Raw genomic sequence first — 25,306 nt, forward strand, 5'->3', positions numbered from 1 at the left:
AAAGCCCCGGTTCGCGAGAACCGGGGCTTTTTGTTATTCCTGTCGGGCCATCTTCACAGCACAAGGCTGCGCTTGAGCCTTGTGCTGTGAAAAGCGTGGATCAACCGACCAGCGGATCACCCACGTGCAGGATCTTCATGCCGTTGGTGCCACCGATAGTGTGGTAGCTGTCACCCTTGGTCAGGATCACCCAGTCACCTTGCTCCACCAGGCCACGTTTGAGCAGTTCGTCGACCGCTGCCTGGCTCACCTTGTCGGCCGGCAGCGCGGCCGGGTCGAAGGCAATCGGGTACACGCCACGGAACATCGAGGCGCGTGCCTGGGTGGCGCGGTGCGGCGACAGGGCGAAGATCGGTACATGCGAACGCAGGCGCGACATGATCAGCGGGGTGTAGCCGCTTTCGGTCAGGGCGATGATCGCCTTTACGCCCGGGAAGTGGTTGGCTGTGTACATGGCCGCCAAGGCGATGCTTTCGTCGCAGCGCTGGAAGGTGGTGTGCAGGCGATGGCTGGACTTCTGGCTGGTCGGGTGCTTTTCGGCACCCAGGCAGATGCGTGCCATGGCCTGGACAGCTTCGATCGGGTAGGAACCGGCGGCGCTTTCGGCCGACAGCATCACCGCATCGGTGTTGTCCAGCACGGCGTTGGCCACGTCGGACACTTCCGCGCGGGTCGGCATCGGGTTCTGGATCATCGACTCCATCATCTGAGTCGCCACGATCACGGCCTTGTTGTTGCGGCGGGCGTGCTGGATGATCTTCTTCTGGATAGCGATCAGCTCGGCGTCGCCGATTTCCACGCCCAGGTCACCACGGGCAACCATCACAGCGTCGGAGGCGGCGATCAGCTTGTCGAGGGTCTCGTCATCGGCAACTGCTTCGGCGCGTTCGATCTTGGCCACCAGCCAGGCGCTGCCGCCGGCTTCGTCACGCAGCTTGCGCGCGTATTCCATGTCGCTGGCGTCACGCGGGAAGGAAACGGCCAGGTAATCCAGGTCCATTTCCGCAGCCAGTTTGATGTCGGCCTTGTCTTTTTCGGTCAGGGCCGGTGCGGTCAGGCCACCACCTTTACGGTTGATGCCTTTGTGGTCCGACAGCGGGCCACCGATGATCACCACGCAGTGCAGGGCGTCTGCAGTGGCGGTTTCGACGCGCATGACCACGCGGCCATCGTCGAGCAGCAGTTCGTCACCAACGCCGCAGTCCTTGACCAGGTCGGGGTAGTCGATACCGACGATGTCCTGGTTGCCTTCGGTCAGCGGGTGGGCGGTGGAGAAGGTGAACTTGTCACCGATCTTCAGTTCGATGCGCTTGTTGGCGAACTTGGCGATGCGGATCTTCGGACCCTGCAGGTCGCCCAGCAGTGCAACATGGCGGCCGTTCTTGGCGGCGATGTCACGGATCAGGCGCGCGCGGGCCTTGTGCTCGTCCGGCGTGCCGTGGGAGAAGTTCAGACGTGCCACGTCCAGGCCGGCGAGGATCAGTTGTTCGATCACTTCCGGCGAGTTGCTGGCGGGGCCAAGGGTGGCGACGATTTTGGTGCGGCGGATGCTCATGCACAGACTCCTATAGTGAAGCGCAGCGAAAGGCTACTCCTGAATCTCGCTGTAGTCATTGTTCCGTTGCACTACCTGCGACCAAGGCAGGGTGGCATTTGAACGGGGCAGGGTATCCTTGCAAAAGGGTGTGAAGATTTGCAGGCAAACGCCGATACACTGGCATCAAAGGAGATCCCCATGCGAGCCCTGATCGTTTTAGCCTTGGCCGCCAGCGCCGTCGGCTGTACCCGCTGGTCCATGGACCACCACCTGAACAATGCCTACCGCGCCTACGACCGCGGCGATTGCGCACGGGTCATGCTCGAACTGTCGCAGGTTGATCGCACCAGCCGTGCCCGGCCGTTCATCCACCCCGAAGTATCACTGCTGCGCGGCCAGTGCCTGGAGCGCCAGGCGTTGTACGTGGACGCGGCGCAGACCTATCAGTACCTGATCCAGCAGTACCCGGGCAACGAATATGCCTATCGCGCCCGAGCGCGCCTGCAGACCTTGGAAAAACTTGGCCATTTGCGCGGCGCAGAAACGGCCGTGGCCAACCCGGTGACGACCGTACCTTGGCGCTAACACAAAGGTGTGGTTTATTTCACGGGATTTGCTGCGCGTGCTGCGCTAATCTGTAACTCAGCTGTTACAACAACCGCCAGTACCTAGTATTCCTGGCATCAGGTACGGAATACACTCGCGATCATGTTTAACAAGCGCCACATCGAACGTCATCAGCTACCTTGTGTCCTCAAGGTGTTCAACCGCTTTACCGGTCAGGAGATCGGTCAGCTAGGCAATGCCTCTGAAAATGGGTTGATGGTCATCAGCCAGCTGCCCGTGTTGGTCGGGCCTGATTACGAGCTGCAGCTGCGTATGCCCCTGCCTGGCGGCGGGCACCAGTTCGTCAACCTCACGGCCAGTTGCCTGTGGTGCCGCGAGGACGAGACGCCTGGGCACTACGATTCGGGCTTCATGCTGCTGCAGTCTCCACGCGAGTACGATGATTTCGTACGTTCGTTGCGCGACTATTTCAGTTTCCGCCCCGCGAACGCTCCCGTCTGAACGTTCATTTTTCAGAATCGCGCTAGAATCGGGTCGACCTCGATACAGGACGACCCCGTGACCTCCAGCATTTTCTGGCACGACTATGAAACCACCGGCATCAACCCGCGCTGCGATCGGCCGCTGCAGGTGGCCGGCGTGCGCACTGACTTCGACCTCAACGAAATCGACGAGCCAATCAGCCTTTATTGCCGACCGTCGGACGACATCCTGCCGCACCCGGCGGCCTGCCTGGTGACAGGCATCACGCCACAACTGTTGGCGGAGCAGGGCCTGTGCGAAGCCGAGTTCATGACTCGCGTGCACGCCCAGCTGGCGCAACCGGGTACCTGTGGTGCCGGCTACAACACCCTGCGCTTTGACGATGAAGTGACCCGCTACAGCCTTTACCGCAACTTTTTCGACCCCTATGCCCGTGAATGGCAGGGAGGCAATAGCCGCTGGGACCTGATCGACATTGTGCGCACCGCCTATGCCCTGCGCCCGGAAGGCATTGCATGGCCGCAGCAGGACGGGCGCACCAGCCTGCGTCTGGAGCTGCTGAGCAAGGCCAATGGCATTGACCACGGTCATGCCCACGAAGCGCTTTCCGACGTGCGGGCAACCATTGCCTTGGCTCGCCTGATTCGGCAGAAACAACCCAAGTTGTATGACTGGCTGTTTCAACTGCGCAGCAAGCATAAAGTGATGGAGCAGATCCGTCTGTTGCAGCCACTGGTGCATATATCCGGGCGTTTTTCGGCGGCGCGCAATTACCTGGGGGTCGTATTGCCACTGGCCTGGCACCCGCGTAATCGCAATACACTGATTGTCTGCGACCTGCATAAGGAAACCCTACCGTTACTGCGGGAAAGTGCTGAAGTTTTGCGTCAGCGCTTGTACACCCGGCATGATGAATTGGCCGAAGGTGAATTACCGGTACCGCTCAAATTGGTGCAGATCAATCGTTGCCCGGTAGTGGCGCCGCTGTCGGTATTGCGCCCGGTCGATCAACAACGATTGGGCCTGGACTTGACGTTGTTACAATTGCGCGGCGAACAATTGGCCAATCAACAGGCGCAATGGCAAGAAAAGCTGGAGCACATCTATGGCAAGGACGAGTTCGCCCCGAGCGAGGACCCGGAACAGCAGTTGTATGAGGGTTTTATAGGTGACCGCGACCGGCGCTTATGCGAGCAAGTTCGTGCGCTGGAACCGGCGCAGTTGAGCCATGGCCACTGGATGTTCGATGATCCGCGTTTGCCGGAGCTGTTGTTCCGCTACCGGGCACGTAACTTCCCTGAAACCTTGACCCCCGAAGAGCGGCAACGTTGGTATGGCTTCTGCCAGCAACGCCTGAGCGACCCGCAGTGGGGCGCGCCGAATACCTTGGGCGACTTCGAACAGGCACGCCAGCAAGCCTGGGAGGGCGCCGACGAGGCGGGCAGGCGAGTGTTGGAGGCCTGGCAATTGCATGCTCGACAATTGCAGGAGCACTATTCAATCGGCTGATGGCCGGTAAACAAAAACGCCGGCAGTGTGCCGGCGTTTTTGTTGTGCGAAGCAAGAGGCGTATGCGGATAATCAGTCCAGCAGGGTTGCCCAGCTTTCAACCACATCGCCGCCCCAAGTGGCTTTCCACTCTTTCAGGGTCTTGTGGTTGCCGCCTTTGGTTTCGATCACTTCACCGTTGTGCGGGTTCTTGTATTGCTTGACCTTGCGTGCGCGCTTGGTGGCGGTAGTCTTGACCGAACCACGAGGTGCCTTGCTCAGTTTCGATTCTGGATCGAGCAGGGCAATCACGTCGCGCAGCGACTTGGAGTACTCGCCCATCAGTGTGCGCAGTTTGCCTTCGAACTCCAGTTCTTTCTTCAGCTTGTCATCCTGCGACAGATTGGCCAGGCGGGCCTGAAGTTCCTTGATGGCTTCTTCGGTAGCGCGGTACTCGTTGATCAGGGACATGGAGTGTTCCTTAATGCGTGTTCAGAAATGTGTGGGGCAATAATAGACAGCCCCTACTCGCAAGTAAACATAAGATTGGGCAATTAACTGTTAATTAAGCTGTGACAGCATTTCTCTACGTGAACAAATTTTTACATATGCCCCGTGCGTTTCCTCTTGTCTGTCAGGCAGCGCCCGTGTGGCGTTTTCGGGCCTGCATATGCAATCGCGGCAGCGATCAATACTGCGTTTTTTCTGGCGGGCCGCTAGAATAGGCGCCTTTGCGAAGTTCTGGAGTCTCATTCATGCGCACCTATCGTCTGGTGATCGCCTGCCCCGACCGTGTAGGCATCGTGGCGAAAGTCAGTAATTTCCTGGCCTTGTACAATGGCTGGATCAACGAAGCCAGCCACCACTCCGATGAGCAGAGCGGTTGGTTCTTCATGCGTCATGAAATCCGCGCTGAATCGCTGCCGTTCGGTATCGAAGCCTTCCGTGAGGCGTTTGCGCCGATCGCCGAAGAGTTCTCCATGACCTGGCGCATTACCGACTCGGCTCAGAAAAAACGCGTGGTATTGATGGCCAGCCGTGAGTCGCACTGCCTGGCAGACTTGCTGCACCGCTGGCACACCGATGAGCTGGACTGCGAGATCCCTTGCGTCATTTCCAACCACAACGACCTGCGCAGCATGGTCGAGTGGCACGGTATTCCGTTCTTCCATGTTCCGGTCGACCCCAAAGACAAGGCCCCGGCCTTTGCCGAAGTGTCGCGCCTGGTGCAGGAGCATGCCGCCGACGTCGTGGTGCTGGCCCGCTACATGCAAATCCTGCCACCACAACTGTGCCGGGACTATGCCGAGAAGGTGATCAACATCCATCACAGCTTCCTGCCGTCGTTCGTCGGCGCCAAGCCTTACCACCAGGCTGCCCTGCGTGGGGTGAAGCTGATTGGCGCGACGTGCCACTACGTCACTGAAGAGTTGGATGCCGGCCCGATCATCGAGCAGGATGTGGTGCGTGTCAGCCATGCCGACAGCATCGAGGACATGGTCCGCTTTGGCCGTGATGTGGAGAAGATGGTGCTGGCCCGTGGCCTGCGTTATCACCTGGAAGACCGTGTGCTGGTGCATGGTAACAAGACTGTGGTGTTCGACTGACACCGTCCGGCTTGCTGTGAGGTGCTGGGCTGCTGCGCAGCCCTGTCGCGACAGGGGCGCAGAGCGCCCCGGCAATCTTGGGTGAAACGGCAATGACCAAGCAACGCAACAACCCCGTCGCCTCACCTCCACCGATCCTTGGCGAAGGCTGCCTGGCCCGCTACGACCCTGAAGCCCTGGATGACACGGATGGCACCGACTTCCCCGGCGCCGCCGAACTCTGGCAACAGCTCAACCCGCCTGACGCCGCCAGCGCTCCAGCAACGGACGTCCCAGCAGGCACACAAACACCGGCCCCCCAGCCAGCAGATAAAAGTAGTAAGTAACTGCCCGCCATATCAGGATTGCCGCAGCTGCGGTCGAGCTGCCCACCAAGGGTGTCAACAGGCTGGCAGACGTCAGCTCGGCGGCCCCGGCCCCGCCAGGCAACAGACTGAATTGGCCGGCGCTGAGCGACAGCATCTGCACCAGGAAGCTGGGAATCCACTGCAGGTCTACCCCCAAGCCCCGCAACACCAGGTACAGCACGCTGTAGCGCAGCCCCCAGTGGATGCAGGTCAGGGTGAACACCAGGCTCAGCCTGCGCTTGGGCAGGCGCCAGGTCTGCGCCAGTGCTGCAACGAAGTGCAGCAGTTTGCGCGCCCAGCGACGTTTGCGCGGCTGGCCCATCCCCATGCGCTGCAACAGCCTGCCGTTCATGCGCATTATCGGGCGCCGGTAGCGCAACAGCCCGATCACCCCGGCCAACGCTGTGCACAGCAGTAACGCACTGCCAAGCAACATGCTTTCCTGGCTGCGGCCCAGGCTGTGGAACAGCGCGTAGCCGGCAATCGCCAGCATTGCGCAGAAGAAGAACACCAGGTCGTTCAGCTGGTCCATGGCAAAAACGGCGCCGCTGCGCGCCGGGCGGATGCGGTCTCGCGCCAGCAGCGCCATCAGGGTCAGCGGCCCACCACTGCCGCCAGGGGTGGTGCAGATGGCAAACTCGGTGGCCATGACCACGCCGAGGCTGCGAGCATGGCTCAACTGTTTTGCCTGCTCACCCAGCAACAGGCGCAGGCGCAGCGCATTGATGACCCAGCACAACAGAATCATGCCTAGCAGCATGAGCAGCAGGTGCGGGTCGAACCGGCTCAGCCTCGGCAGCAGCTCGCTACCACCCAGCAACGCTGGCACCAGCGCTGCCCCCAGCAGTGCCAGCGCCAGCCAGGCCCAACGCTTCATGCTGCCCCCTGGCGCTCCAGCCAGGCAGATTTGGTCAGCGGTTCGCGGCCATCCTTCACCAGTGTTTCCAGCGTTCGCAACCAATAGTCTCGGGATGAGCGATGACGCATGTCTATAGGGTGCAGCCCCAAGCGCAATGTGCTCGCGCCTCGCCAGCGCCGGCATTGCCAGTCGCACAGCGTGCGGGACAATGTGCGACGCCATGCGCTCCGTGCGCTCCAGACCAGGCCTGGCGCATCAATGGCTGTAAAGTCTGGCAGCCGGTACAGATGCTGCGGTGTACTGGTGTATTTGAGTGGCAGGCGGCACAGGGCTTGCCGCGTGCCCTGGCTCATGAGCCAGGCCGGTGCGACAAAGCCTGCCACAGGCCAACCTTGGCTCTCGAACAGCGCCAGGCCCTCCTGTAGCCGGGTAAGCGCTTCGTTCTCATCAAGGCCGTAGAACTCGCCTTCATGGGTATAAATGCGCCGCATGAAGTAGTCGATGGGGCTGCGCGGTGCGGGGCCTTCGTCAGCATGGGCATAGCCGTGAAGCGCCAGTTCGTCGCCTTTGGCAAGGCGTTCGTCCAGGAGGCGGCAGAACGAAGGTGCCTGGTGAAGCGGATTGCGTCGATGGAAGTCCGGGACCACCAGCCATGTCATTGGCACGTGGCCCAGCGCGTCCACAGCCCTTACGAACGGTTCATAGTCCGGCCAGGTTTCCGGGGCAATATCGTGCAACACCAGCATGAGGCTGCGCTGGCTGGCGGAGGGCTCAAGCATGGGCGCGCACCTGCGGCTGGTGGCCGAGCACGGCCTGGTAGTGCTGGAGCAGGCCAGCTACCACGTTATCCCATGAATAATGTTGCTCTACATGGTGGCGGGCCTGCAGGCCGAGCTCGCGGGTACCCGCCTCGAACGCCTCGCGCACGGCGCACGCCATGGCCCGACCGTCGTTGGGCGTGCACAGGCGGCCACTCTGTTCGTTGATGATTTCAGGGAACGCACCGGCGCGCACGGCTACCACGGGGGTGGCGCTGGCCATCGCTTCGAGAATGACCAGGCCGAATGTTTCCTGGTCGCCAGCATGCACCAGCAAGTCGGCGCTGGCGATCAGCCGGGCCACCTCTGCAGACGGGCAGAAGTGATCGATGACGCTGACGTTGGACGGCACGCTGGCCGGCATGTTCGAGCCTACCAGTAACAGGTGGTAGGGGGCGCCGAGTTGCTGCATGCAGTCAAGCAGCACCGGCAGGTTCTTCTCCCGCGAGCCGCGGCCGGCAAAGATCAACAGGCGGCTGGTGTCGGGAATGCCCAGTTCGGCACGCACATGTGGGTCGCGCCGGGAGGGGTGGAATGTGGCAAGGTCAACGCCCAGCGGCTGCACATGGACATCACGCACGCCCAAGCGGCGTAATTTGTCGGCCATCACCTGGCTGGGGGCCAGTACCCGATCAAAATTGCCGTATAGCTTGCTGACGTAGGCCTCGACATTGGGTGCGAACCAGTTGCCCATGCGGTTGCTGACCAGTAACGGCAGGTCGGAATGGTAGAAACCGATCACGGGCACGTCGAGCTGGCGCCGCGCTTCCAGCGCCGCCCAGGCGGTCAGGTAGGGGTCGCCAACTTCAATCAGGTCGGGTTTGAGCGTGCGCAGTGTATTGCACCAGGGGGCCAGGCGTACCGGAAAGCGGTAGCCCTTGCCAAACGGCAAGGGCGGCGCAGGTACCTGATAGATGCCATCGCCGTGTTGGGCGCTGGCACCGGGAATCAACAGGCTGTGGCGTACGCCGTGAATGGCGTCGAGACGGTGATGTTTGGCATCAAGATAGGTACGTACGCCACCGCTGGCCGGGGCGTAGAACATGGTGATGTCGGCGATGTGCACGATCAGCATCCCTCCGGGATCGTCTTCGGGTCTGTCATCCGGCGTTGAATGGCCGGCGATGAAACGCCTAAAGGTGGACCTATCAGAAGGATAGTTTGTTCGATCAGTTTGAGAGGGGGAGTGCGCAATGCCTGGAGCAGCACAAGGCTGCTCCAGGTGAAGGTGTAGCCTTTATCAGATACGGAAGCTGCCCACCAGGTGCTTCAGGCGGCCAGCCTGCTGCTCGAGGTCGGAGCAGGCGCGCAGGGTCGCTTGCAGGTTCTCCACGCCTTCCTGGTTGAGCATGTTGATCTCGTTGATGTCCATGTTGATCGCCTCGACCACGGCGGTCTGCTCTTCGGTGGCAGTGGCCACCGACTGGTTCATGCCGTCGATCTCGCCAATGCGCACGGTAACGCTGTCCAGTCGCTCACCCGCCTGGTTGGCGATCTGCATGCTGTCCTGGCTGTGGCGCTGGCTCTGGTCCATGGTGTCGACCGACTCGCGGGCACCGACCTGCAGTTCTTCGATCATGGTCTGCACTTGCTGCGCCGACTCCTGGGTGCGGTGCGCCAGATTGCGCACCTCATCGGCGACCACGGCAAAGCCACGCCCGGCCTCACCGGCGCGGGCCGCTTCGATGGCGGCGTTCAGCGCCAGCAGGTTGGTCTGCTGGGAAATGCTGGTGATCACTTCCAGGATCTGGCCGATATTCACGGTCTTGCTGTTCAGTGTCTCGATGTGCGCGCTGGAGGTGACGATCAGGTCGGACAGGCGGTTCATCGCGGCAATGTTGCGCTCGACCACTTGCTGGCCTTCTTCGGCCAACAGGCGCGCGGAGCTTGCGTGCTGAGAAGCCTGGGCGGCGTTGCCGGCGATTTCCTGAGCCGCAGCGCCCAATTCATTGATGGCGGCGGCGACACTGTTGGTGCGGTTGGACTGCTCGTCGGAGTTGGTCATCGACGAGTTCGAAGCGCTGATCACCCGCAGGGCTACTTCGTTGACCTGCTCGGTGGCCGAGGACACTTCGCGAATGCTGCTGTGAATGCGCTCGACGAAGCGGTTGAAGGCGTTGCCGAGGACACCGAATTCGTCGTGGTTGTGGATGTGCAGGCGCTTGGTCAGGTCGCCTTCACCTTCGGCAATGTCTTCCATGGCACGGGTCATGGTGTGCAGCGGCTGCATCAACACGCGGATCAGCAAGCCGAGCAGGCCGATGATGATCACCACTGCCACCACCGTGGCGATCACCGCCGAGGTGCGGAAGGTGCTGAGCATCGAGAAGGCCTTGTCCTTGTCCACCGACAGGCCGATGTACCAGTTTGCCGACGGCAGGCCGGTAATCGGGCTGAAGGTCAGCAGGCGGGTCTGGCCCTCGCTTTGCACTTCGGTCAGCTCACCGGTCAGTTTCGGCGTGCGCTGCGGGAACAGGTCCGACAGCGATTTCATGACCAGATCTTTATCCGGGTGCACCAGGATCTTGCCCTGGTCGTTGACAAGGAAGGCGTATCCCATGCCGCCGAAGTTCAGCGAGTTGATGATCTGCACCAGGCCGTCCAGGGCCAGGTCGCCGCCGACCACGCCCACGCTGCTGGAGACCTTGCTGAGGATACCAATGACCATCTTGTTGGTGGTCATGTCGATGTAGGGTTCGGTCAGCGTCGCGCCGCTGGCGTTCATGCCGTCCTTGTACCAAGGGCGGGTGCGCGGGTCGTAGCCGTCGGGCATCTTCGCGTCCGGGCGTACGCTGAAACCGCCGTCGACTTTGCCCAGGTAGACCGTGAGGAAGCTGGATATCAGCGCATTCTGACCCATCAGGGTTTCGGCGTTGGCTGGGTCCTGGGCAATGTTCTGCGCCAGGTTCTCCACCAGTTTTATCCGGCCCTCGAACAGGTTGCGAATGTTGGTCGACGTGGAGGTGCCCATTTCAGCCAGATAGTTTTCCAGGTCCTCGCGGATCGCATTACGCTGGAGGTAATCGTTGTAGAGGGTGAAAAGGCTGAAGGCGAGTATCACGATCAGTGATGCTGCCAAAAGAATCTTGTGGCTGAAACGAAGGCTTTTGTTCATGGCGTAATCGGTTCCGCTAAGGTTTTATATCAGGCGTTCGCACGAGGGGAGCCGTAGGTTGTGCAACATCCCGAAAAGTCCCTTTTCGGCTGTTCCTCTCTAATTAAGGCGAATAACACCCACAGGTATCGGCCGAATTAAGCTAAAGCTTGAGCAGAGGATTAAAGAGATGTCGGAATTTTCGACCATCGTTGTAGGCGCGGGCCCGGATGGCCAGCCAGTCGGGCAAGCAATGCGCCTGGCCAACCGCCACGGTCTGGTGGCTGGCGCAACCGGTACTGGCAAGACCGTCACCCTGCAGCACCTGGCGGAGGTGTTCAGCGACGCGGGGGTAGCGGTGTTCGCCGCCGATGTCAAAGGCGACCTCTGTGGCTTGGGGGCTGCTGGTGCGCCACAAGGCAAGGTGGCTGAGCGCATCGCCGGCATGCCGTGGCTGGGGCATACGCCCAAGGCCTACCCGGTGAGCTTGTGGGATATCGCCGGGCTGTCGGGCCACCCGCTGCGCACCACCCTCAGTGAAATGGGGCCGCTGCTGCTGGGCAACTTGCTGGAACTGACCGACAGCCAGCAGGCGGCGCTGTATGCAGCATTCAAGGTGGCCGACCGCGAAGGCCTGCTGCTGCTGGACCTCAAAGACCTCAAGGCCCTGCTGGCGCATCTGAAGGACAACCCGCATCTGCTTGGCGAAGACAGCGCGCTGATGACCACGGCCTCCACCCAGGCTTTGTTGCGCCGGCTCGCTACCTTGGAGCAGCAGGGCGCCGAGGCACTGTTCGGCGAGCCGGCATTGCAACTGGAGGACCTGCTGCGCCCTGATCCGGATGGCCGTGGACGTATCCACCTGCTAGATGCCAGCCGATTGGTGCACGAGGCACCCAAGGTGTACGCGACGTTCCTGTTGTGGTTGCTGGCCGAACTGTTCGAGCAGTTGCCCGAGCGCGGTGATGCCGACAAGCCGGTGCTGGCGCTGTTCTTCGATGAAGCACACTTGCTGTTCAACGGCACGCCCAAGGCGCTGCAGGACCGTCTTGAGCAAGTGGTCCGGCTGATCCGCTCCAAGGGGGTGGGCGTCTATTTCGTTACCCAGTCGCCGGGTGACTTGCCTGACGCGGTACTGGCCCAGTTGGGCTTGCGCATTCAGCACGGCTTGCGGGCGTTCACGGCCAAGGAGCAGAAGTCGCTGCGGGCGGTAGCCGATGGTTTCCGTCCCAACCCAACATTCGACACCCTGGCGGTGCTTACCGAACTGGGTATTGGCGAAGCGCTGGTGGGAACGTTGGAAGAAAGGGGCACACCGGCCATCGTGCAGAGGGTGCTGGTTGCACCACCGCAGTCGCGTATCGGGCCACTGAGTGCGGCTGAGCGCAGTGCGCTGATTGCGGCGTCGCCATTGGCTGGGCGCTATGACAAACCGGTGGACCGTGAGTCAGCCTATGAAATGCTGAGCCAGCGTAAGGGCGAGCCGGTGGAACCGGCGCCGCAACCGAAGGCGGATGAAGAGAGTTTTGCCGACAAGGCGGGTGAGTTCTTGCAGAGTGCAGCGGGGCAGGCGATCAAGTCAGCAGTGCGCCAGGCCGCTAACCAGTTGGGGCGGCAGTTGGTGCGCGGGTTGATGGGGTCGTTGTTAGGGGGCAAGAAAAGGTAGTCTTCCGGCGCCGCGCCCATACCCTTGGTAGCACAAGGCTGCTTCGGCAGACATAACGGCTATGAAAAAGGCGCCCGAGGGCGCCTTTATTCATTGCGGTGTCACTCAGCCAATGGCTTTGGACGCCAGCCAGAACAGGCCGGCCGCCAGGCCCATCGAGGCAGGCAGGGTCAGGACCCATGCCAGCAGGATGGTTTTCACAGTGCCGCCTTGCAGGCCACTTTTGTTGGCGACCATGGTGCCGGCCACGCCGGACGACAGCACGTGGGTGGTCGACACCGGCAGGGCGAATACGTTGGCCATACCGATGGCGCAGGCTGCGGTGATCTGTGCCGACATGCCTTGGGCGTAGGTCATGCCTTGTTTGCCGATCTTCTCGCCCACCGTCAACACCACGCGCTTCCAGCCAACCATGGTGCCCAGGCCAAGGGCCAGGGCGACGGCCACGATCACCCAGAACGGGGCGTATTCGGTGGTGGCGGTGAGGTCTTTGCGCAGTTTTTCAAGGTCGGACTTTTCACGGGCGTCCAGGCCTGGCAGCTTGCCAACCTTCTTTGCCGTGTCATCCAGGCACAACAAATAGCGGCGCACTTCAACGCGCTTCTCGGCATCGAGGCTGTGGTAGTCCGTCACGCCTTTCAGCGAGGTCTGCAGCGCAGCAATGGTCGGCTCGGTCTGCTGCGGGTTGCAACTGAACTGCTCCGGCAGATCGCTGGCCTTGGCCTTGCCCAGTGCCAGGAACTCGCCCAGGGTGGCGGCGTTACGCTGGTAGAACTGGCTCATGTGCAGGGTAGCGTCGCGAGTACGTTCGATCTGGTAGGTGGTGCTGTTCAGGTCGAGTACGAACTTGGCCGGCACAATACCGATCAGCACCAGCATGATCAGGCCGATGCCTTTCTGGCCGTCGTTGGAGCCGTGCACGAAGCTCACGCCCATGGCGGAAACAACCAGGACCAGACGGTTCCAGAAGGGTGGGTGCTTCTTGTCATCGAGCTTGCGGCGCTGTTCCGGGGTTTTGTGCATCTTCGACAGCGGGCGCCACCATTTCAGGCCGATCAGCACCAGGGCAGCAACGGCGAAACCGGCCATTGGCGAGACCACCAGCGACATGGCGATATCGATCGCTTTCTGCCAGTTGACGCCGTCGCCTAGCGGAATGTCGTTGATCAGGGCGTTGGCCAGGCCGACACCGAGAATGGAGCCGATCAGCGTGTGCGAACTGGAGGCAGGGATGCCAAAGTACCAAGTGCCCAGGTTCCAGGTGATGGCCGCGGCCAGCAACGAGAAGACCATGGCCAGGCCGTGTCCGGTGTTCACATTGATCAGCAGCTCTACCGGCAACAGGTGCACGATGGCATAGGCCACCCCTACACCGCCGAGCAGAACGCCAAGGAAGTTGAACACGCCGGAGAAGAACACGGCGAGGTGTGGCGGCATGGCTTTGGTATAGATGACGGTAGCTACCGCGTTGGCGGTGTCATGAAAGCCATTGATGAACTCGAAGGCGAGTACGAAGGTCAAGGCGAGCAGCAGGCTCACCAACACCCAGGCATCCAGTCCGCTGAATAAATCGATCATGAAGGTTGTCTGGCGGGTCATAGGGGGGCGGGATTATGCCAGAAAACCTTGGCAATCGATGCACCTGCAACAGACAGATGACCGCCTTCATGGTGCAGCCGTGTCGTGCGGAGGGGGGCGATCAAGGCGGTAAATGGCGGTAAAAAATCACAAAATATGGCGAAATAAGGCCGAAATGTGGAGAAATGGCCATTTCTCTAGAATTCAAACGGCCGTATGAAATTTGTGTGATTCCATTTCATCATCGGCCAGACCGTAAAGATCGACCTCGCCCGGGTACACCGGGCGACGACACGCAGAGGGCGCCCCCGAGGCTCAGGGGTTGTCGCTGCGCAATTCTTTTTCGATGCGTTCCAGTTCCTGGCTGAAGGCCTGGTCACGAACGCTGGCACGCTTGCGCCAGGGTTTGCGTTCCGGATCCGGTTGTGCGGCGTAAGTGGTGACTTCGCCACCATAAACATCCTTGTAACGTTCAGCCTGGCGCTCGAGTTCCGCGCGCAGTTCATCTTTCGTCACGTGCAGTACCTGAAATAAGTGTAATGACTGTTGTTATGCATTGTGCAACATGCATTTTGCCTTGCTGGCCGCAACGGCTTGATAAAGCGGAAGGTTCCATGACCACGATAAGCGGAGGGCCTGCGCAATCGATTATAGCAACCGATAATTCGCCGATCATCGTTAATTTACTCAGCCCTGACATCATCTGGCGTAAATAGCAGGATGTGCCCGCCAACAGTTTGGACCTTTCGTACAAGTTAGAAAGGAATGACGGATAGAAGTTCGTTGCAATGTCAGGGCGGGCCGTAATGAAAAACGGCCTCGCCGAAAGGCGAGGCCGTTGCCTGGGGACTTCTACGGTGGGTACCTGACCAGTCTCTCCAAAGAAGCCACAAGTGGCATGAGAAAGGTATAAGCAAAAGTGTCGGCGGTCAATTGCGATTATCGGCCGTTTGTTCGATAATCGCACGAACCGGTGTTTTTTTTGAGGTGTGCGATGAGTGACGAAACCCTGGGCAACGATTCCGGCAATGCAGAGGTGGCGCGACCTGCTTCGGCTGCCATGGCGCCGCCGATCGTGGCTTCCCCGGCCAAGCGCATCCAGGCCTTTACCGGTGACCCGGACTTCATGACCTCGCTGGCACGTGGCCTGGCCGTGATCCAGGCATTCCAGGAGCGCAAGCGCCACCTGACCATCGCCCAGATCAGCCACCGTACTGAAATCCCTCGCGCAGCGGTGCGCCGTTGCCTGCACACGTTGATCAAGCTGGGTTACGCCACCACCGACGGGCGTACCTATTCGCTGCTGCCCAAAGTGCTGACCCTGGGGCATGCTTACCTGTCGTCGACGCCACTGGCAATTTCTGCCCAGCCGTACCTGGATCGCATCAGCGACCAGTTGCATGAGGCGGCCAACATGGCCACCCTCGAAGGCGACGACATCCTTTATATAGCCCGTTCGGCCACGGTCGAGCGGCTGATTTCGGTCGATCTCTCGGTGGGCGGACGCCTGCCGGCCTACTGCACGTCGATGGGGCGTATTCTGCTGGCGGCCATGGACGACACCAGCCTGCGTGAGTATCTGGAACGTGCTGATCTCAAAGCGCGCACCAGCCGCACCCTGAATGATCCCGAATCGTTGTTCGCCTGCATCCAGCAGGTGCGCGCCCAGGGCTGGTGCGTGGTGGACCAGGAACTGGAACAGGGGCTGCGATCGATTGCAGTGCCGGTGTATGACGCTTCGGGGCAGGTGTTGGCTGCCTTGAACGTAAGTACCCATGTTGGGCGGGTGACCCGCAGTGAACTGGAGCAGCGGTTCTTGCCGATTTTACTGGCAGCCAGTCGAGACCTTTGCCATCAGTTGTTTGGTTGAGACCGCAGGGAGCACGTTGCGGCCCCGGATCAGAACAGGCAAAACCGTTTCTTGTGCGATAAACGCACAGTGTCGTGCCGGGTGAATTGCTTCACCCCGGCCCGCTGATTAATGTCTCTCGCAACGGTCGGCTAGCCGACCGAACAAGAAAAACATAAGAGGCACTTACGCATGAATACTGTCACCTCGCTGCTGCGGCCGCACCCGCATGCAGTACCGTTGTATCCAGGCTGACCCAGGCCATATACCCCAATCATCGCCTTTGTACCGGTTACCCGCGTGCAATGGCCTGACTGTGCCCCACATTCTGGATAACAATAATGAATCAAGCGCAAACCAACGTCGGCAAAAGCCTCGACGTTCAGTCGTTCATCAATCAGCAGCCGCTGTCCCGCTATCAGTGGCGAGTCGTGCTGCTGTGCTTTCTGATCGTCTTCCTCGATGGCCTGGACACTGCTGCCATGGGTTTCATCGCCCCGGCACTGTCGCAAGAGTGGGGAATCGACCGCGCCAGCCTTGGGCCGGTCATGAGTGCCGCGTTGATCGGCATGGTGTTCGGCGCCCTGGGCTCCGGGCCGCTGGCTGACCGTTTCGGCCGCAAAGGCGTGCTGGTGGGGGCGGTGCTGGTATTTGGTGGTTTCAGCCTGGCCTCGGCCTATGCCACCAACGTCGACCAGTTGCTGGTACTGCGCTTCCTGACTGGCCTGGGCCTGGGTGCAGGCATGCCCAACGCTACCACGCTGTTGTCCGAATACACCCCGGAGCGCCTCAAGTCGCTGCTGGTGACCAGCATGTTCTGTGGCTTCAACCTGGGCATGGCGGGTGGTGGCTTCATTTCCGCCAAGATGATCCCGGCCTACGGCTGGCACAGCCTGCTGGTCATCGGTGGCGTGCTGCCGTTGCTGCTGGCGCTGGTGCTGATGGTCTGGCTGCCGGAGTCGGCGCGGTTCCTGGTGGTGCGCAACCGCGGCACCGACAAGGTGCGCAAGACCTTGTCGCCAATCGCCCCGCAAGTGGTGGCCGAGGCAGGCAGTTTCAGTGTGCCTGAGCAAAAGGCGGTGGCTGCGCGCAACGTGTTCGCGGTGATCTTCTCTGGCACCTATGGCTTGGGCACCGTGTTGCTGTGGCTGACCTATTTCATGGGCCTGGTGATCGTCTACCTTCTGACCAGCTGGCTGCCAACCCTGATGCGTGACAGCGGCGCGAGCATGGAGCAGGCGGCGTTCATCGGCGCGCTGTTCCAGTTTGGCGGAGTGCTAAGTGCAGTCGGCGTGGGTTGGGCCATGGACCGTTTCAACCCGCACAAGGTGATTGGCATTTTCTATCTGCTGGCCGGGGTGTTCGCCTACGCAGTGGGGCAGAGCCTGGGCAACATCACCGTGCTAGCTACGCTGGTACTCGTTGCCGGTATGTGTGTGAACGGTGCGCAGTCGGCAATGCCATCGCTGGCGGCGCGCTTCTATCCCACTCAGGGCCGTGCCACAGGTGTATCGTGGATGCTGGGTATTGGCCGCTTTGGTGCGATTCTTGGGGCCTGGAGTGGTGCAACGCTGCTGGGCCTGGGCTGGACTTTCGAGCAGGTGCTGACGGCGTTGCTGGTGCCGGCAGCGCTGGCGACTGTGGGTGTGGTCGTCAAGGGGCTGGTCAGCCACGCCGACGCAACCTGAGGGTGAGGGCCGCGTTACGGCCCATTCGCAGCACAACGCCGCGCCGACTGGTGCGGCATTGTGCTGCGATCAGGGCGCACAGCTGCCCTGTGGTGGGCGTGGGCAGTTGCGCAACAAATGGTTCGTTAATCGCACAAATAGTCGATTATCGGATTGTAAGGTGCCCACCAGTCTCCTTAATCTGGGTTCATCGAAGCACCCTGACCAGGAGCCTCCAAATGCCACGCGCAGACCATTTCCACACCCACCCCAATCGAGCCGTCCGCCATGCGTGACCTCGACGCCCGTACCGCCGCTGAGCATGGCCAGCTGGCAGGAGAAGCCTGATGCACGACGTATTCATCTGTGACGCCATCCGTACCCCGATCGGCCGCTTTGGCGGCGCCCTGGCCAGCGTGCGGGCCGACGACCTGGCAGCCGTGCCGCTGAAGGCGCTGATCGAGCGCAACCCTGGCGTGCAGTGGGACCAGGTAGACGAAGTGTTCTTCGGCTGCGCCAACCAGGCCGGTGAAGACAACCGCAACGTGGCCCGTATGGCACTGCTGCTGGCCGGCCTGCCGGAAAGCATCCCGGGCGTCACCTTGAACCGCCTGTGCGCGTCGGGTATGGATGCCATCGGCACCGCGTTCCGCGCCATCGCCAGCGGCGAGATGGAACTGGTGATTGCCGGTGGCGTCGAGTCGATGTCGCGCGCCCCGTTCGTCATGGGCAAGGCTGAAAGCGCCTATTCGCGCAACATGAAGCTGGAAGACACCACCATTGGCTGGCGTTTCATCAACCCGCTGATGAAGAGCCAGTACGGTGTGGATTCCATGCCGGAAACCGCCGACAACGTGGCTGACGACTATCAGGTTTCGCGTGCCGACCAGGACGCTTTCGCCCTGCGCAGCCAGCAGAAGGCTGCCGCTGCACAGGCTGCCGGCTTCTTTGCCGAAGAAATTGTGCCGGTGCGTATCGCTCACAAGAAGGGCGAAATCATCGTCGAACGTGACGAACACCTGCGCCCGGAAACCACGCTGGAGGCGCTGACCAAGCTCAAACCGGTCAACGGCCCGGACAAGACGGTCACCGCCGGCAACGCCTCGGGCGTTAACGACGGTGCTGCAGCGATGATCCTGGCCTCGGCCGCAGCGGTGAAGAAACACGGCCTGACCCCGCGTGCCCGCGTTCTGGGCATGGCCAGCGGCGGCGTTGCGCCACGTGTCATGGGCATTGGCCCGGTGCCGGCGGTGCGCAAGCTGACCGAGCGTCTGGGGGTTGCGGTAAGCGATTTCGACGTGATCGAGCTTAACGAAGCGTTTGCCAGTCAAGGCCTGGCGGTGCTGCGTGAGCTGGGTGTCGCTGACGATGCACCACAAGTAAACCCTAATGGTGGCGCCATTGCCCTGGGCCATCCGCTGGGCATGAGCGGTGCACGCCTGGTGCTGACTGCGCTGCACCAACTGGAGAAGAGTGGTGGGCGTAAAGGCCTGGCGACCATGTGTGTGGGCGTTGGCCAAGGTCTGGCACTGGCCATCGAGCGGGTTTGACCTGTACCGGCCGCTTCGCGGGCAAGCCCGCTCTTACAGGGATCCACGCAATCACCTGTGGGGGCGGGCTTGCCCGCGAAGAGGTCTGTCCTGTGAGACACAAGGCCAATTGCCAGGCAGATAGCGGAACGAGTGTGTTACTAGGTATGTCTAGACTTACCTAGGACCCTCCAGGAGTGAAACCCTCATGACCTCAACCTATTACACCGGCGAAGAACGCAGCAAGCGCATCTTCGCTATTGTCGGTGCCTCGTCAGGCAACCTGGTGGAATGGTTCGACTTCTACGTCTACGCCTTCTGCGCGATCTACTTTGCCCCGGCCTTCTTCCCCTCCGACGACCCCACCGTGCAGTTGCTGAACACGGCAGGTGTATTCGCCGCAGGCTTCCTGATGCGCCCCATTGGTGGCTGGATCTTCGGCCGCCTCGCCGACCGCCACGGTCGCAAGAACTCCCTGATGATCTCGGTGCTGATGATGTGCTTCGGCTCCCTGATGATCGCCTGCCTGCCCACCTATGCCAGCATCGGCACCTGGGCCCCGGCGCTGCTATTGCTGGCCCGCCTGATCCAGGGGCTGTCGGTAGGGGGCGAATACGGCACCACGGCCACCTACATGAGTGAAGTGGCACTGCGTGGGCAGCGCGGCTTCTTTGCTTCGTTCCAGTACGTCACCCTGATCGGCGGCCAGTTGCTGGCGGTATTGGTCGTGGTGATCCTGCAACAGCTGCTGACTGAAGATGAACTGCGGGCCTGGGGCTGGCGCATTCCCTTCGTGGTGGGGGCCATCGCCGCCCTGATCTCGCTGATGTTGCGCCGTTCGCTGCACGAGACCAGTAGCGCCGAAGCCCGCAATGACAAGGATGCAGGTTCTATCGCAGGCCTGTTCCGCAATCACGCAGCGGCGTTCATCACGGTACTGGGCTACACCGCGGGTGGCTCGCTGATTTTCTATACCTTCACCACCTACATGCAGAAGTACCTGGTCAACACCGCGGGCATGACAGCCAAGAACGCCAGCTACGTGATGACCGGGGCGTTGTTCCTGTTCATGGTGTTGCAGCCGTTCTTCGGCATGCTGTCCGACCGTATCGGTCGGCGCAATTCGATGCTGCTGTTCGGCGGCCTCGGTACCCTGTGCACCGTGCCGCTGCTGATGGCACTGAAAACTGTGACCAGCCCGTTCATGGCCTTCGTGCTGATCAGCCTGGCCCTGTGTATCGTCAGTTTCTACACCTCGATCAGCGGTCTGGTGAAGGCTGAGATGTTCCCGCCACAGGTGCGTGCACTGGGTGTTGGCCTGGCCTATGCGGTGGCGAACGCAGCATTCGGCGGTTCGGCCGAGTATGTGGCCCTGGGCCTGAAAACCCTGGGGATGGAAAACACTTTCTATTGGTACGTTACGGCGATGATGGCGATTGCCTTCCTGTTCAGCCTGCGCCTGCCGAAGCAGGCGGCGTACCTGCACCATGATGACTAAGGACGCTGCATGAGCAACCAACTGTTCGACGCCTATTTCACCGCGCCGGCCATGCGCGAGATTTTCTCCGACCGTGGCCGCCTGCAGGGCATGCTGGATTTCGAAGCAGCGCTTGCCCGTGCCGAAGCCTCTGCCGGTTTGGTCCCGCACAGCGCGGTAGCAGCCATCGAGGCGGCATGCCAGGCCGAGCGCTATGACGTTGGTGCGTTGGCCAATGCCATCGCCACCGCCGGTAACTCGGCCATTCCGCTGGTGAAAGCGTTGGGCAAGGTGATCGCCACCGGCGTGCCTGAGGCTGAGCGCTATGTGCACCTTGGCGCCACCAGCCAGGATGCGATGGACACGGGTCTGGTTCTGCAGCTGCGCGATGCCCTCGATTTGATCGAGGCCGACCTCGGCAAGCTGGCCGATACCCTGTCGCAGCAGGCCTTGAAGCACGCCGATACGCCCTTGGTGGGTCGTACCTGGTTGCAACACGCCACCCCGGTGACCCTGGGCATGAAACTGGCCGGTGTACTGGGGGCTTTGACCCGCCACCGTCAGCGCCTGCAGGAACTACGCCCGCGCCTGCTGGTCCTGCAGTTCGGCGGTGCCTCGGGCAGCCTGGCGGCCCTGGGCAGCAAGGCAATGCCGGTGGCCGAAGCGCTGGCCGAACAGCTCAAGCTGTCCCTGCCCGAGCAGCCCTGGCACACCCAACGCGACCGCCTGGTGGAGTTTGCCTCGGTGCTGGGCCTGGTTGCCGGCAGCCTGGGCAAGTTCGGCCGTGATATCAGCTTGCTGATGCAAACCGAGGCGGGGGAGGTATTTGAGCCGTCTGCGCCGGGCAAGGGTGGTTCTTCGACCATGCCACACAAGCGCAACCCGGTGGGTGCCGCCGTGTTGATCGGTGCCGCAACCCGCGTGCCGGGCCTGCTGTCGACGCTGTTTGCAGCCATGCCTCAGGAGCACGAACGCAGCCTGGGCCTATGGCATGCCGAGTGGGAAACCCTGCCGGATATCTGCTGCCTGGTCTCGGGTGCCCTGCGCCAGGCTCAAGTGATTGCCGAGGGCATGGAGGTGGATGCCGCGCGCATGCGCCGTAACCTCGACCTGACACAAGGCCTGGTGCTGGCTGAGGCGGTTAGCATCGTCCTCGCCCAGCGTCTGGGTCGCGACCGTGCCCACCACCTGCTGGAACAATGCTGCCAGCGCGCGGTGGCCGAACAGCGGCACCTGCGTGCCGTGCTGGGTGACGAGCCGCAGGTCAGCGCCGAGCTGTCTGGCGAAGAACTCGATCGCCTGCTCGACCCTGCCCATTACCTGGGCCAGGCCCGCGTCTGGGTGGCGCGCGCCGTGTCCGAACATCAACGTTTTACTGCCTGAAGGAGACCGCTGTGGCGCACTTGCAACTGGCCGATGGCGTTTTGAATTACCAGATCGATGGCCCGGATGACGCCCCGGTGCTGGTCCTGTCCAACTCGCTGGGTACCGACCTGGGCATGTGGGACACCCAGATTCCGCTCTGGAGCCAGCACTTCCGGGTGCTGCGCTATGACACCCGTGGTCACGGCGCATCGCTGGTCACTGAAGGCCCTTACAGCATCGAACAGCTGGGCCGCGACGTGCTGGCCCTGCTCGATGGCCTGGACATTCAAAAGGCTCACTTCGTCGGCCTGTCGATGGGAGGCCTGATCGGCCAGTGGCTGGGTATCCATGCAGGTGAGCGCCTGCACAGCCTGACCCTGTGCAACACGGCCGCCAAGATCGCCAACGACGAGGTGTGGAACACCCGTATCGACACGGTACTCAAAGGCGGCCAGCAGGCCATGGTCGACCTGCGCGATGCCTCTATCGCCCGCTGGTTCACCCCGGGCTTTGCCCAGGCACAGGCGGAGCAGGCTCAGCGTATCTGCCAGATGCTGGCGCAAACCAGCCCACAAGGCTACGCAGGCAACTGTGCAGCGGTACGTGACGCTGATTATCGTGAGCAACTGGGCCGCATCCAGGTGCCCGCGCTGATCGTTGCCGGTACGGAAGACGTGGTTACCACCCCTGAGCATGGCCGCTTCATGCAGGCCGGTATCCAAGGTGCCGAGTACGTCGACTTCCCGGCGGCGCACCTGTCCAATGTCGAGATTGGCGAGGCCTTCAGCCGCCGCGTGCTCGATTTCCTGCTGGCTCACTGAGGACAACGCCATGGACGAGAAACAACGTTACGACGCTGGCATGCAAGTGCGCCGCGCAGTGCTGGGTGATGCCCACGTGGACCGCAGCCTGGAGAAGCTCAACGACTTCAATGGCGAGTTCCAGGAAATGATCACCCGCCACGCCTGGGGTGACATCTGGACCCGCCCGGGGTTGCCGCGCCATACCCGCAGCCTGATCACCATCGCCATGCTGATTGGCATGAACCGCAACGACGAGCTGAAGCTGCACCTGCGTGCGGCGGCCAACAATGGTGTGACCCGTGACGAGATCAAGGAAGTGCTGATGCAGAGCGCGATCTACTGCGGCATTCCGGCGGCCAATGCCACGTTCCACATGGCTGAGTCGGTGTGGGATGAACTTGGCGTAGAGTCGCGCCAGTAAACCGTGTTCGCGGGCAAGCCCCCTGCAACAGGGCGCTTGCCCGCGAATGGCCTTTACACCGATGCCTTTTTTTGCCGCATGGCAATCGGGCCGGCGTTGGTTTCCACGGCGCGCTTCAGGGTCGGGCACAGGCCCAGCATGAACGCAGCTTCCGCCACCACGAACAGCGGCCCGATGATCAGGCCACTCACGTCGTCAATAAATGCCGGTTTGCGGCCTTCGTAGTAATGGCCGATGAACTGGATGATCCAGCCCACCACGAACGCTCCCAGCCCGGCGCCGAGCCATAGCGTTGTCGACTGCACTGCCAGCGCCTCACCGACCCACAGGCACAGGCCCAGCAACAGCCCCATCACCAGCCCGAAGCGCAGGTCCAGGCGCAAGTAGAACCACACAGACGCCGCCGCTGCCACCAGGGCAGGGGACAGCCACATGCCAGCTATCTCCCAGCCTGGGCGTGAAAGCAGGATGGTGACTGCTAGCACGATCATGGGGATGCCGACGAAGTGGGTGGCGATATTGCGCGGATCGCGGTGGTAGTTGGCGTATTGGCTCAGGTGGTCGACGAGGGTTTTCATTGTTGTGCCTCCCTGTTCTGCTTTGCTTCACCTGTACCAGATAGTGATCAGGATAGCCTGCAGTCACCACTATCATCAGCTCAGCGAATGGCGGCAGCGTGCACTGGCAAATTCATGGCAGGGATTTCATCAAGCTGTTGCAAATCATGCCTTCAAAAAAGGGGCATGGATTTTTATGGCTTCAGTTCATTTGAGGAGGCGTCTGGCCTCCTCGCGGGTTTATCCGCGAAGAGGCCATTTGATTCACAGAAGATTCAGCGGATAACTCACGATCAAGCGGTTCTCATCGAACGCGTTGGTGCTGAAGTCGCGACGCATGGTCGAGTTGCGCCATTTCACCGACAGGTCCTTGAAGCTGCCCGACTGCACGACATAGGCCAGCTCTGTTTCCCGCGCCCATTCCTTGCCATCGTCCACGCTGCCCACGGTGACGTTGTCACCCTTGATATAGCGGTTCATCAGGGTCAGGCCGGGTACGCCGACGGTGGCGAAGTTGAAGTCATGGCGAACCTGCCAGGAACGCTCCTTGGCATTGTCGAAGCTTGAATTGTAGCTGTCGTTGGCCAGGGTACCGCCACTGGTGCCATTGACCCGCATCCAGGCATCGTCGCCGCTGACCTTCTGCAGGCCAACGTAAAAGGTGTGGCCTTGGTAGCGCGCCGAAAGCAAGGCGGAGGCGGTGCGGTTGTCCAGCTTGCCGGCCCGTTCGGCGCCATCTTCCTTGCCAATGAAATAGCCCAGGTTGGCGCCCAGCGTCCAGTCGCCCAGCGGCTGGCTGTGCGTCAGGTTGAGGTATTGCTGGCGGTAGATGTCCTTGAGCTGGGCATCCCACAGGCCGATCATGGTGCGCTTGTCGTTGAAGGTGTACTCACCGCCGGCGAAGTTGAAACGGTCGGAGGTGAAGGCGGCTTTGCCGTTGAGCGACATGTCTTCCATGCTGGCATCGTTGCGCGGGCTGTTGCCGCGGAACTGGCCGGCGTACAGGGTCAGGCCGGCGATTTCCCTGGAGGTCAGCTGGCCACCGCGGAAGGTTTGCGGCAGTGAGCGGCCATCGTCCGAACGCAGGATTGGCAGTACCGGCATCCATTCACCGACTTTGAGCTCGGTTTCGGACAGCTTGGCCTTCAGCGCCACACCCAGCCGGCCAAAGTCATCGGCCGGGCGGCCGTCGCCATGCACGGGCAGCAGGTGAGTGTTGGTGGTGCCTTTGCCACCGTCGAGCTTGACCGAGTACAGGCCCAGTACGTCCACGCCGAAACCGACCGTGCCCTGGGTGAAACCGGAACGGGCATCGAGGATGAAGCTTTGTGTCCATTCCTCGGCCTTGCCCTGTGGGTGGGCCGGGTCGACGAAGTTGCGGTTGATGTAGAAGTTGCGCAGGTTGAGGGTGGCCTTGGCGTCCTCGATGAAACCACCTTCGTTGGCGGCGAATGCGGGGAGGGCGCAGGACATGGCCAACAGGCCAGGCAGCAGCTGACGTGCGGGTAGCGAAATGCTCATCTGTCGTGGATCTCTTGTTTTTATGGTCGAGCCGGTGCACTGCGGGATCGGGCCTGCAGGTGCGGGTGTTTTT

The 25,306-nt window shown here is 61.4% G+C and carries 22 protein-coding genes and 1 pseudogene; 12 read left to right on the forward strand and 11 right to left on the reverse strand.

Features of this window, described 5'->3' with window-relative positions:
- Window positions 1-100: 100 nt before the first annotated feature.
- A complete protein-coding gene (gene pyk, locus V6093_RS22565; protein ID WP_003251912.1) occupies window positions 101-1,555 on the reverse strand; it encodes a pyruvate kinase in 1,455 nt (484 codons plus the stop codon).
- A 180-nt stretch (window positions 1,556-1,735) separates the two neighbouring features.
- Here pyk and V6093_RS22570 point away from each other — a divergent pair, with 180 nt between their 5' ends.
- The 3 genes from V6093_RS22570 (at window position 1,736) to sbcB (ending at window position 4,096) form a co-directional block, all read left to right on the forward strand.
- Window positions 1,736-2,122 carry a hypothetical protein gene (locus V6093_RS22570; RefSeq protein WP_003251914.1) on the forward strand — a complete coding sequence of 129 codons (387 nt, stop codon included), beginning with the start codon at window positions 1,736-1,738 and terminating at the stop codon, window positions 2,120-2,122.
- A gap of 123 nt (window positions 2,123-2,245) precedes the next feature.
- Window positions 2,246-2,605, forward strand: coding sequence for a PilZ domain-containing protein (locus tag V6093_RS22575; protein ID WP_014859131.1), 360 nt, complete (start codon window positions 2,246-2,248; stop codon window positions 2,603-2,605).
- Window positions 2,606-2,662: 57 nt separating this feature from the next.
- Complete coding sequence (gene sbcB, locus V6093_RS22580) at window positions 2,663-4,096, forward strand: exodeoxyribonuclease I (protein ID WP_406669627.1); 1,434 nt, start codon at window positions 2,663-2,665, stop codon at window positions 4,094-4,096.
- Window positions 4,097-4,168: 72 nt separating this feature from the next.
- Here the strand turns inward: sbcB and mvaT are convergent, their stop codons facing one another.
- Window positions 4,169-4,546, reverse strand: a complete 378-nt coding sequence (gene mvaT / locus V6093_RS22585) for a histone-like nucleoid-structuring protein MvaT (protein WP_003251920.1) — start codon at window positions 4,544-4,546, stop codon at window positions 4,169-4,171.
- 284 nt (window positions 4,547-4,830) lie between these two features.
- On the opposite strand from mvaT, the gene purU reads away from it, so the two are divergent.
- A complete protein-coding gene (gene purU, locus V6093_RS22590) occupies window positions 4,831-5,682 on the forward strand; it encodes a formyltetrahydrofolate deformylase (protein ID WP_003251921.1) in 852 nt (283 codons plus the stop codon).
- A 231-nt stretch (window positions 5,683-5,913) separates the two neighbouring features.
- On the opposite strand, the gene V6093_RS22595 is transcribed toward purU, so the two are convergent.
- The 5 genes and pseudogenes from V6093_RS22595 to V6093_RS22615 form a co-directional block, all read right to left on the reverse strand.
- Window positions 5,914-6,906, reverse strand: coding sequence for a lysylphosphatidylglycerol synthase transmembrane domain-containing protein (locus V6093_RS22595; protein WP_003251923.1), 993 nt, complete (start codon window positions 6,904-6,906; stop codon window positions 5,914-5,916).
- Window positions 6,903-7,667, reverse strand: a complete 765-nt coding sequence (locus V6093_RS22600; RefSeq protein WP_406669628.1) for a DUF2334 domain-containing protein — start codon at window positions 7,665-7,667, stop codon at window positions 6,903-6,905. Before V6093_RS22600 ends, V6093_RS22595 begins: the two co-directional genes overlap by 4 nt.
- The gene (locus V6093_RS22605; RefSeq protein ID WP_003251928.1) at window positions 7,660-8,781 is read right to left on the reverse strand and encodes a glycosyltransferase family 1 protein; all 1,122 of its coding nucleotides are present in this window, start codon (window positions 8,779-8,781) and stop codon (window positions 7,660-7,662) included. The genes V6093_RS22600 and V6093_RS22605 overlap by 8 nt, the downstream gene beginning before the upstream one ends.
- A gap of 165 nt (window positions 8,782-8,946) precedes the next feature.
- On the reverse strand, window positions 8,947-9,711 hold the full coding sequence (locus tag V6093_RS22610; protein ID WP_370588296.1) for a methyl-accepting chemotaxis protein: 765 nt from the start codon (window positions 9,709-9,711) through the stop codon (window positions 8,947-8,949).
- 93 nt (window positions 9,712-9,804) lie between these two features.
- Window positions 9,805-10,821 (reverse strand): annotated as a pseudogene (locus tag V6093_RS22615) (cache domain-containing protein); the annotation flags it as partial.
- A gap of 169 nt (window positions 10,822-10,990) precedes the next feature.
- On the opposite strand from V6093_RS22615, the gene V6093_RS22620 reads away from it, so the two are divergent.
- Window positions 10,991-12,466: a helicase HerA-like domain-containing protein gene (locus tag V6093_RS22620; RefSeq protein WP_054888624.1), complete on the forward strand. Its 1,476-nt coding sequence runs from the start codon at window positions 10,991-10,993 to the stop codon at window positions 12,464-12,466.
- A 105-nt stretch (window positions 12,467-12,571) separates the two neighbouring features.
- On the opposite strand, the gene V6093_RS22625 is transcribed toward V6093_RS22620, so the two are convergent.
- A complete protein-coding gene (locus V6093_RS22625; protein ID WP_003251935.1) occupies window positions 12,572-14,044 on the reverse strand; it encodes an inorganic phosphate transporter in 1,473 nt (490 codons plus the stop codon).
- Window positions 14,045-14,359: 315 nt separating this feature from the next.
- Window positions 14,360-14,560, reverse strand: a complete 201-nt coding sequence (locus tag V6093_RS22630) for a hypothetical protein (protein WP_003251937.1) — start codon at window positions 14,558-14,560, stop codon at window positions 14,360-14,362.
- Window positions 14,561-15,038: 478 nt separating this feature from the next.
- On the opposite strand from V6093_RS22630, the gene pcaR reads away from it, so the two are divergent.
- From pcaR to pcaC, 7 genes are all read left to right on the forward strand, one after another.
- Complete coding sequence (gene pcaR / locus V6093_RS22635) at window positions 15,039-15,914, forward strand: pca regulon transcriptional regulator PcaR (RefSeq protein WP_003251938.1); 876 nt, start codon at window positions 15,039-15,041, stop codon at window positions 15,912-15,914.
- Window positions 15,915-16,234: 320 nt separating this feature from the next.
- Window positions 16,235-17,581, forward strand: coding sequence for an MFS transporter (locus V6093_RS22640; RefSeq protein ID WP_003251942.1), 1,347 nt, complete (start codon window positions 16,235-16,237; stop codon window positions 17,579-17,581).
- Window positions 17,582-17,904: 323 nt separating this feature from the next.
- Complete coding sequence (gene pcaF, locus V6093_RS22645; protein WP_172830960.1) at window positions 17,905-19,110, forward strand: 3-oxoadipyl-CoA thiolase; 1,206 nt, start codon at window positions 17,905-17,907, stop codon at window positions 19,108-19,110.
- A 187-nt stretch (window positions 19,111-19,297) separates the two neighbouring features.
- Window positions 19,298-20,587, forward strand: coding sequence for an MFS family transporter (locus V6093_RS22650; RefSeq protein WP_003251946.1), 1,290 nt, complete (start codon window positions 19,298-19,300; stop codon window positions 20,585-20,587).
- A 9-nt stretch (window positions 20,588-20,596) separates the two neighbouring features.
- On the forward strand, window positions 20,597-21,949 hold the full coding sequence (locus tag V6093_RS22655; RefSeq protein ID WP_003251947.1) for a 3-carboxy-cis,cis-muconate cycloisomerase: 1,353 nt from the start codon (window positions 20,597-20,599) through the stop codon (window positions 21,947-21,949).
- Window positions 21,950-21,960: 11 nt separating this feature from the next.
- Window positions 21,961-22,752 carry a 3-oxoadipate enol-lactonase gene (pcaD, locus tag V6093_RS22660; protein WP_014754363.1) on the forward strand — a complete coding sequence of 264 codons (792 nt, stop codon included), beginning with the start codon at window positions 21,961-21,963 and terminating at the stop codon, window positions 22,750-22,752.
- A 10-nt stretch (window positions 22,753-22,762) separates the two neighbouring features.
- Window positions 22,763-23,155 (forward strand): 4-carboxymuconolactone decarboxylase, encoded by a 393-nt coding sequence (gene pcaC, locus V6093_RS22665; protein ID WP_003251949.1) that lies wholly within the window; start codon window positions 22,763-22,765, stop codon window positions 23,153-23,155.
- A gap of 53 nt (window positions 23,156-23,208) precedes the next feature.
- Here the strand turns inward: pcaC and V6093_RS22670 are convergent, their stop codons facing one another.
- Both V6093_RS22670 and V6093_RS22675 read right to left on the reverse strand, forming a co-directional pair.
- The gene (locus tag V6093_RS22670) at window positions 23,209-23,733 is read right to left on the reverse strand and encodes a DUF962 domain-containing protein (RefSeq protein WP_012053631.1); all 525 of its coding nucleotides are present in this window, start codon (window positions 23,731-23,733) and stop codon (window positions 23,209-23,211) included.
- 243 nt (window positions 23,734-23,976) lie between these two features.
- Window positions 23,977-25,233 carry an OprD family porin gene (locus V6093_RS22675; protein ID WP_265979011.1) on the reverse strand — a complete coding sequence of 419 codons (1,257 nt, stop codon included), beginning with the start codon at window positions 25,231-25,233 and terminating at the stop codon, window positions 23,977-23,979.
- Window positions 25,234-25,306 lie beyond the last annotated feature (73 nt).

Source organism: Pseudomonas putida group bacterium ESBL64, from assembly GCF_045277175.1.
GTDB classification, from domain to species: domain Bacteria; phylum Pseudomonadota; class Gammaproteobacteria; order Pseudomonadales; family Pseudomonadaceae; genus Aquipseudomonas; species Aquipseudomonas alloputida.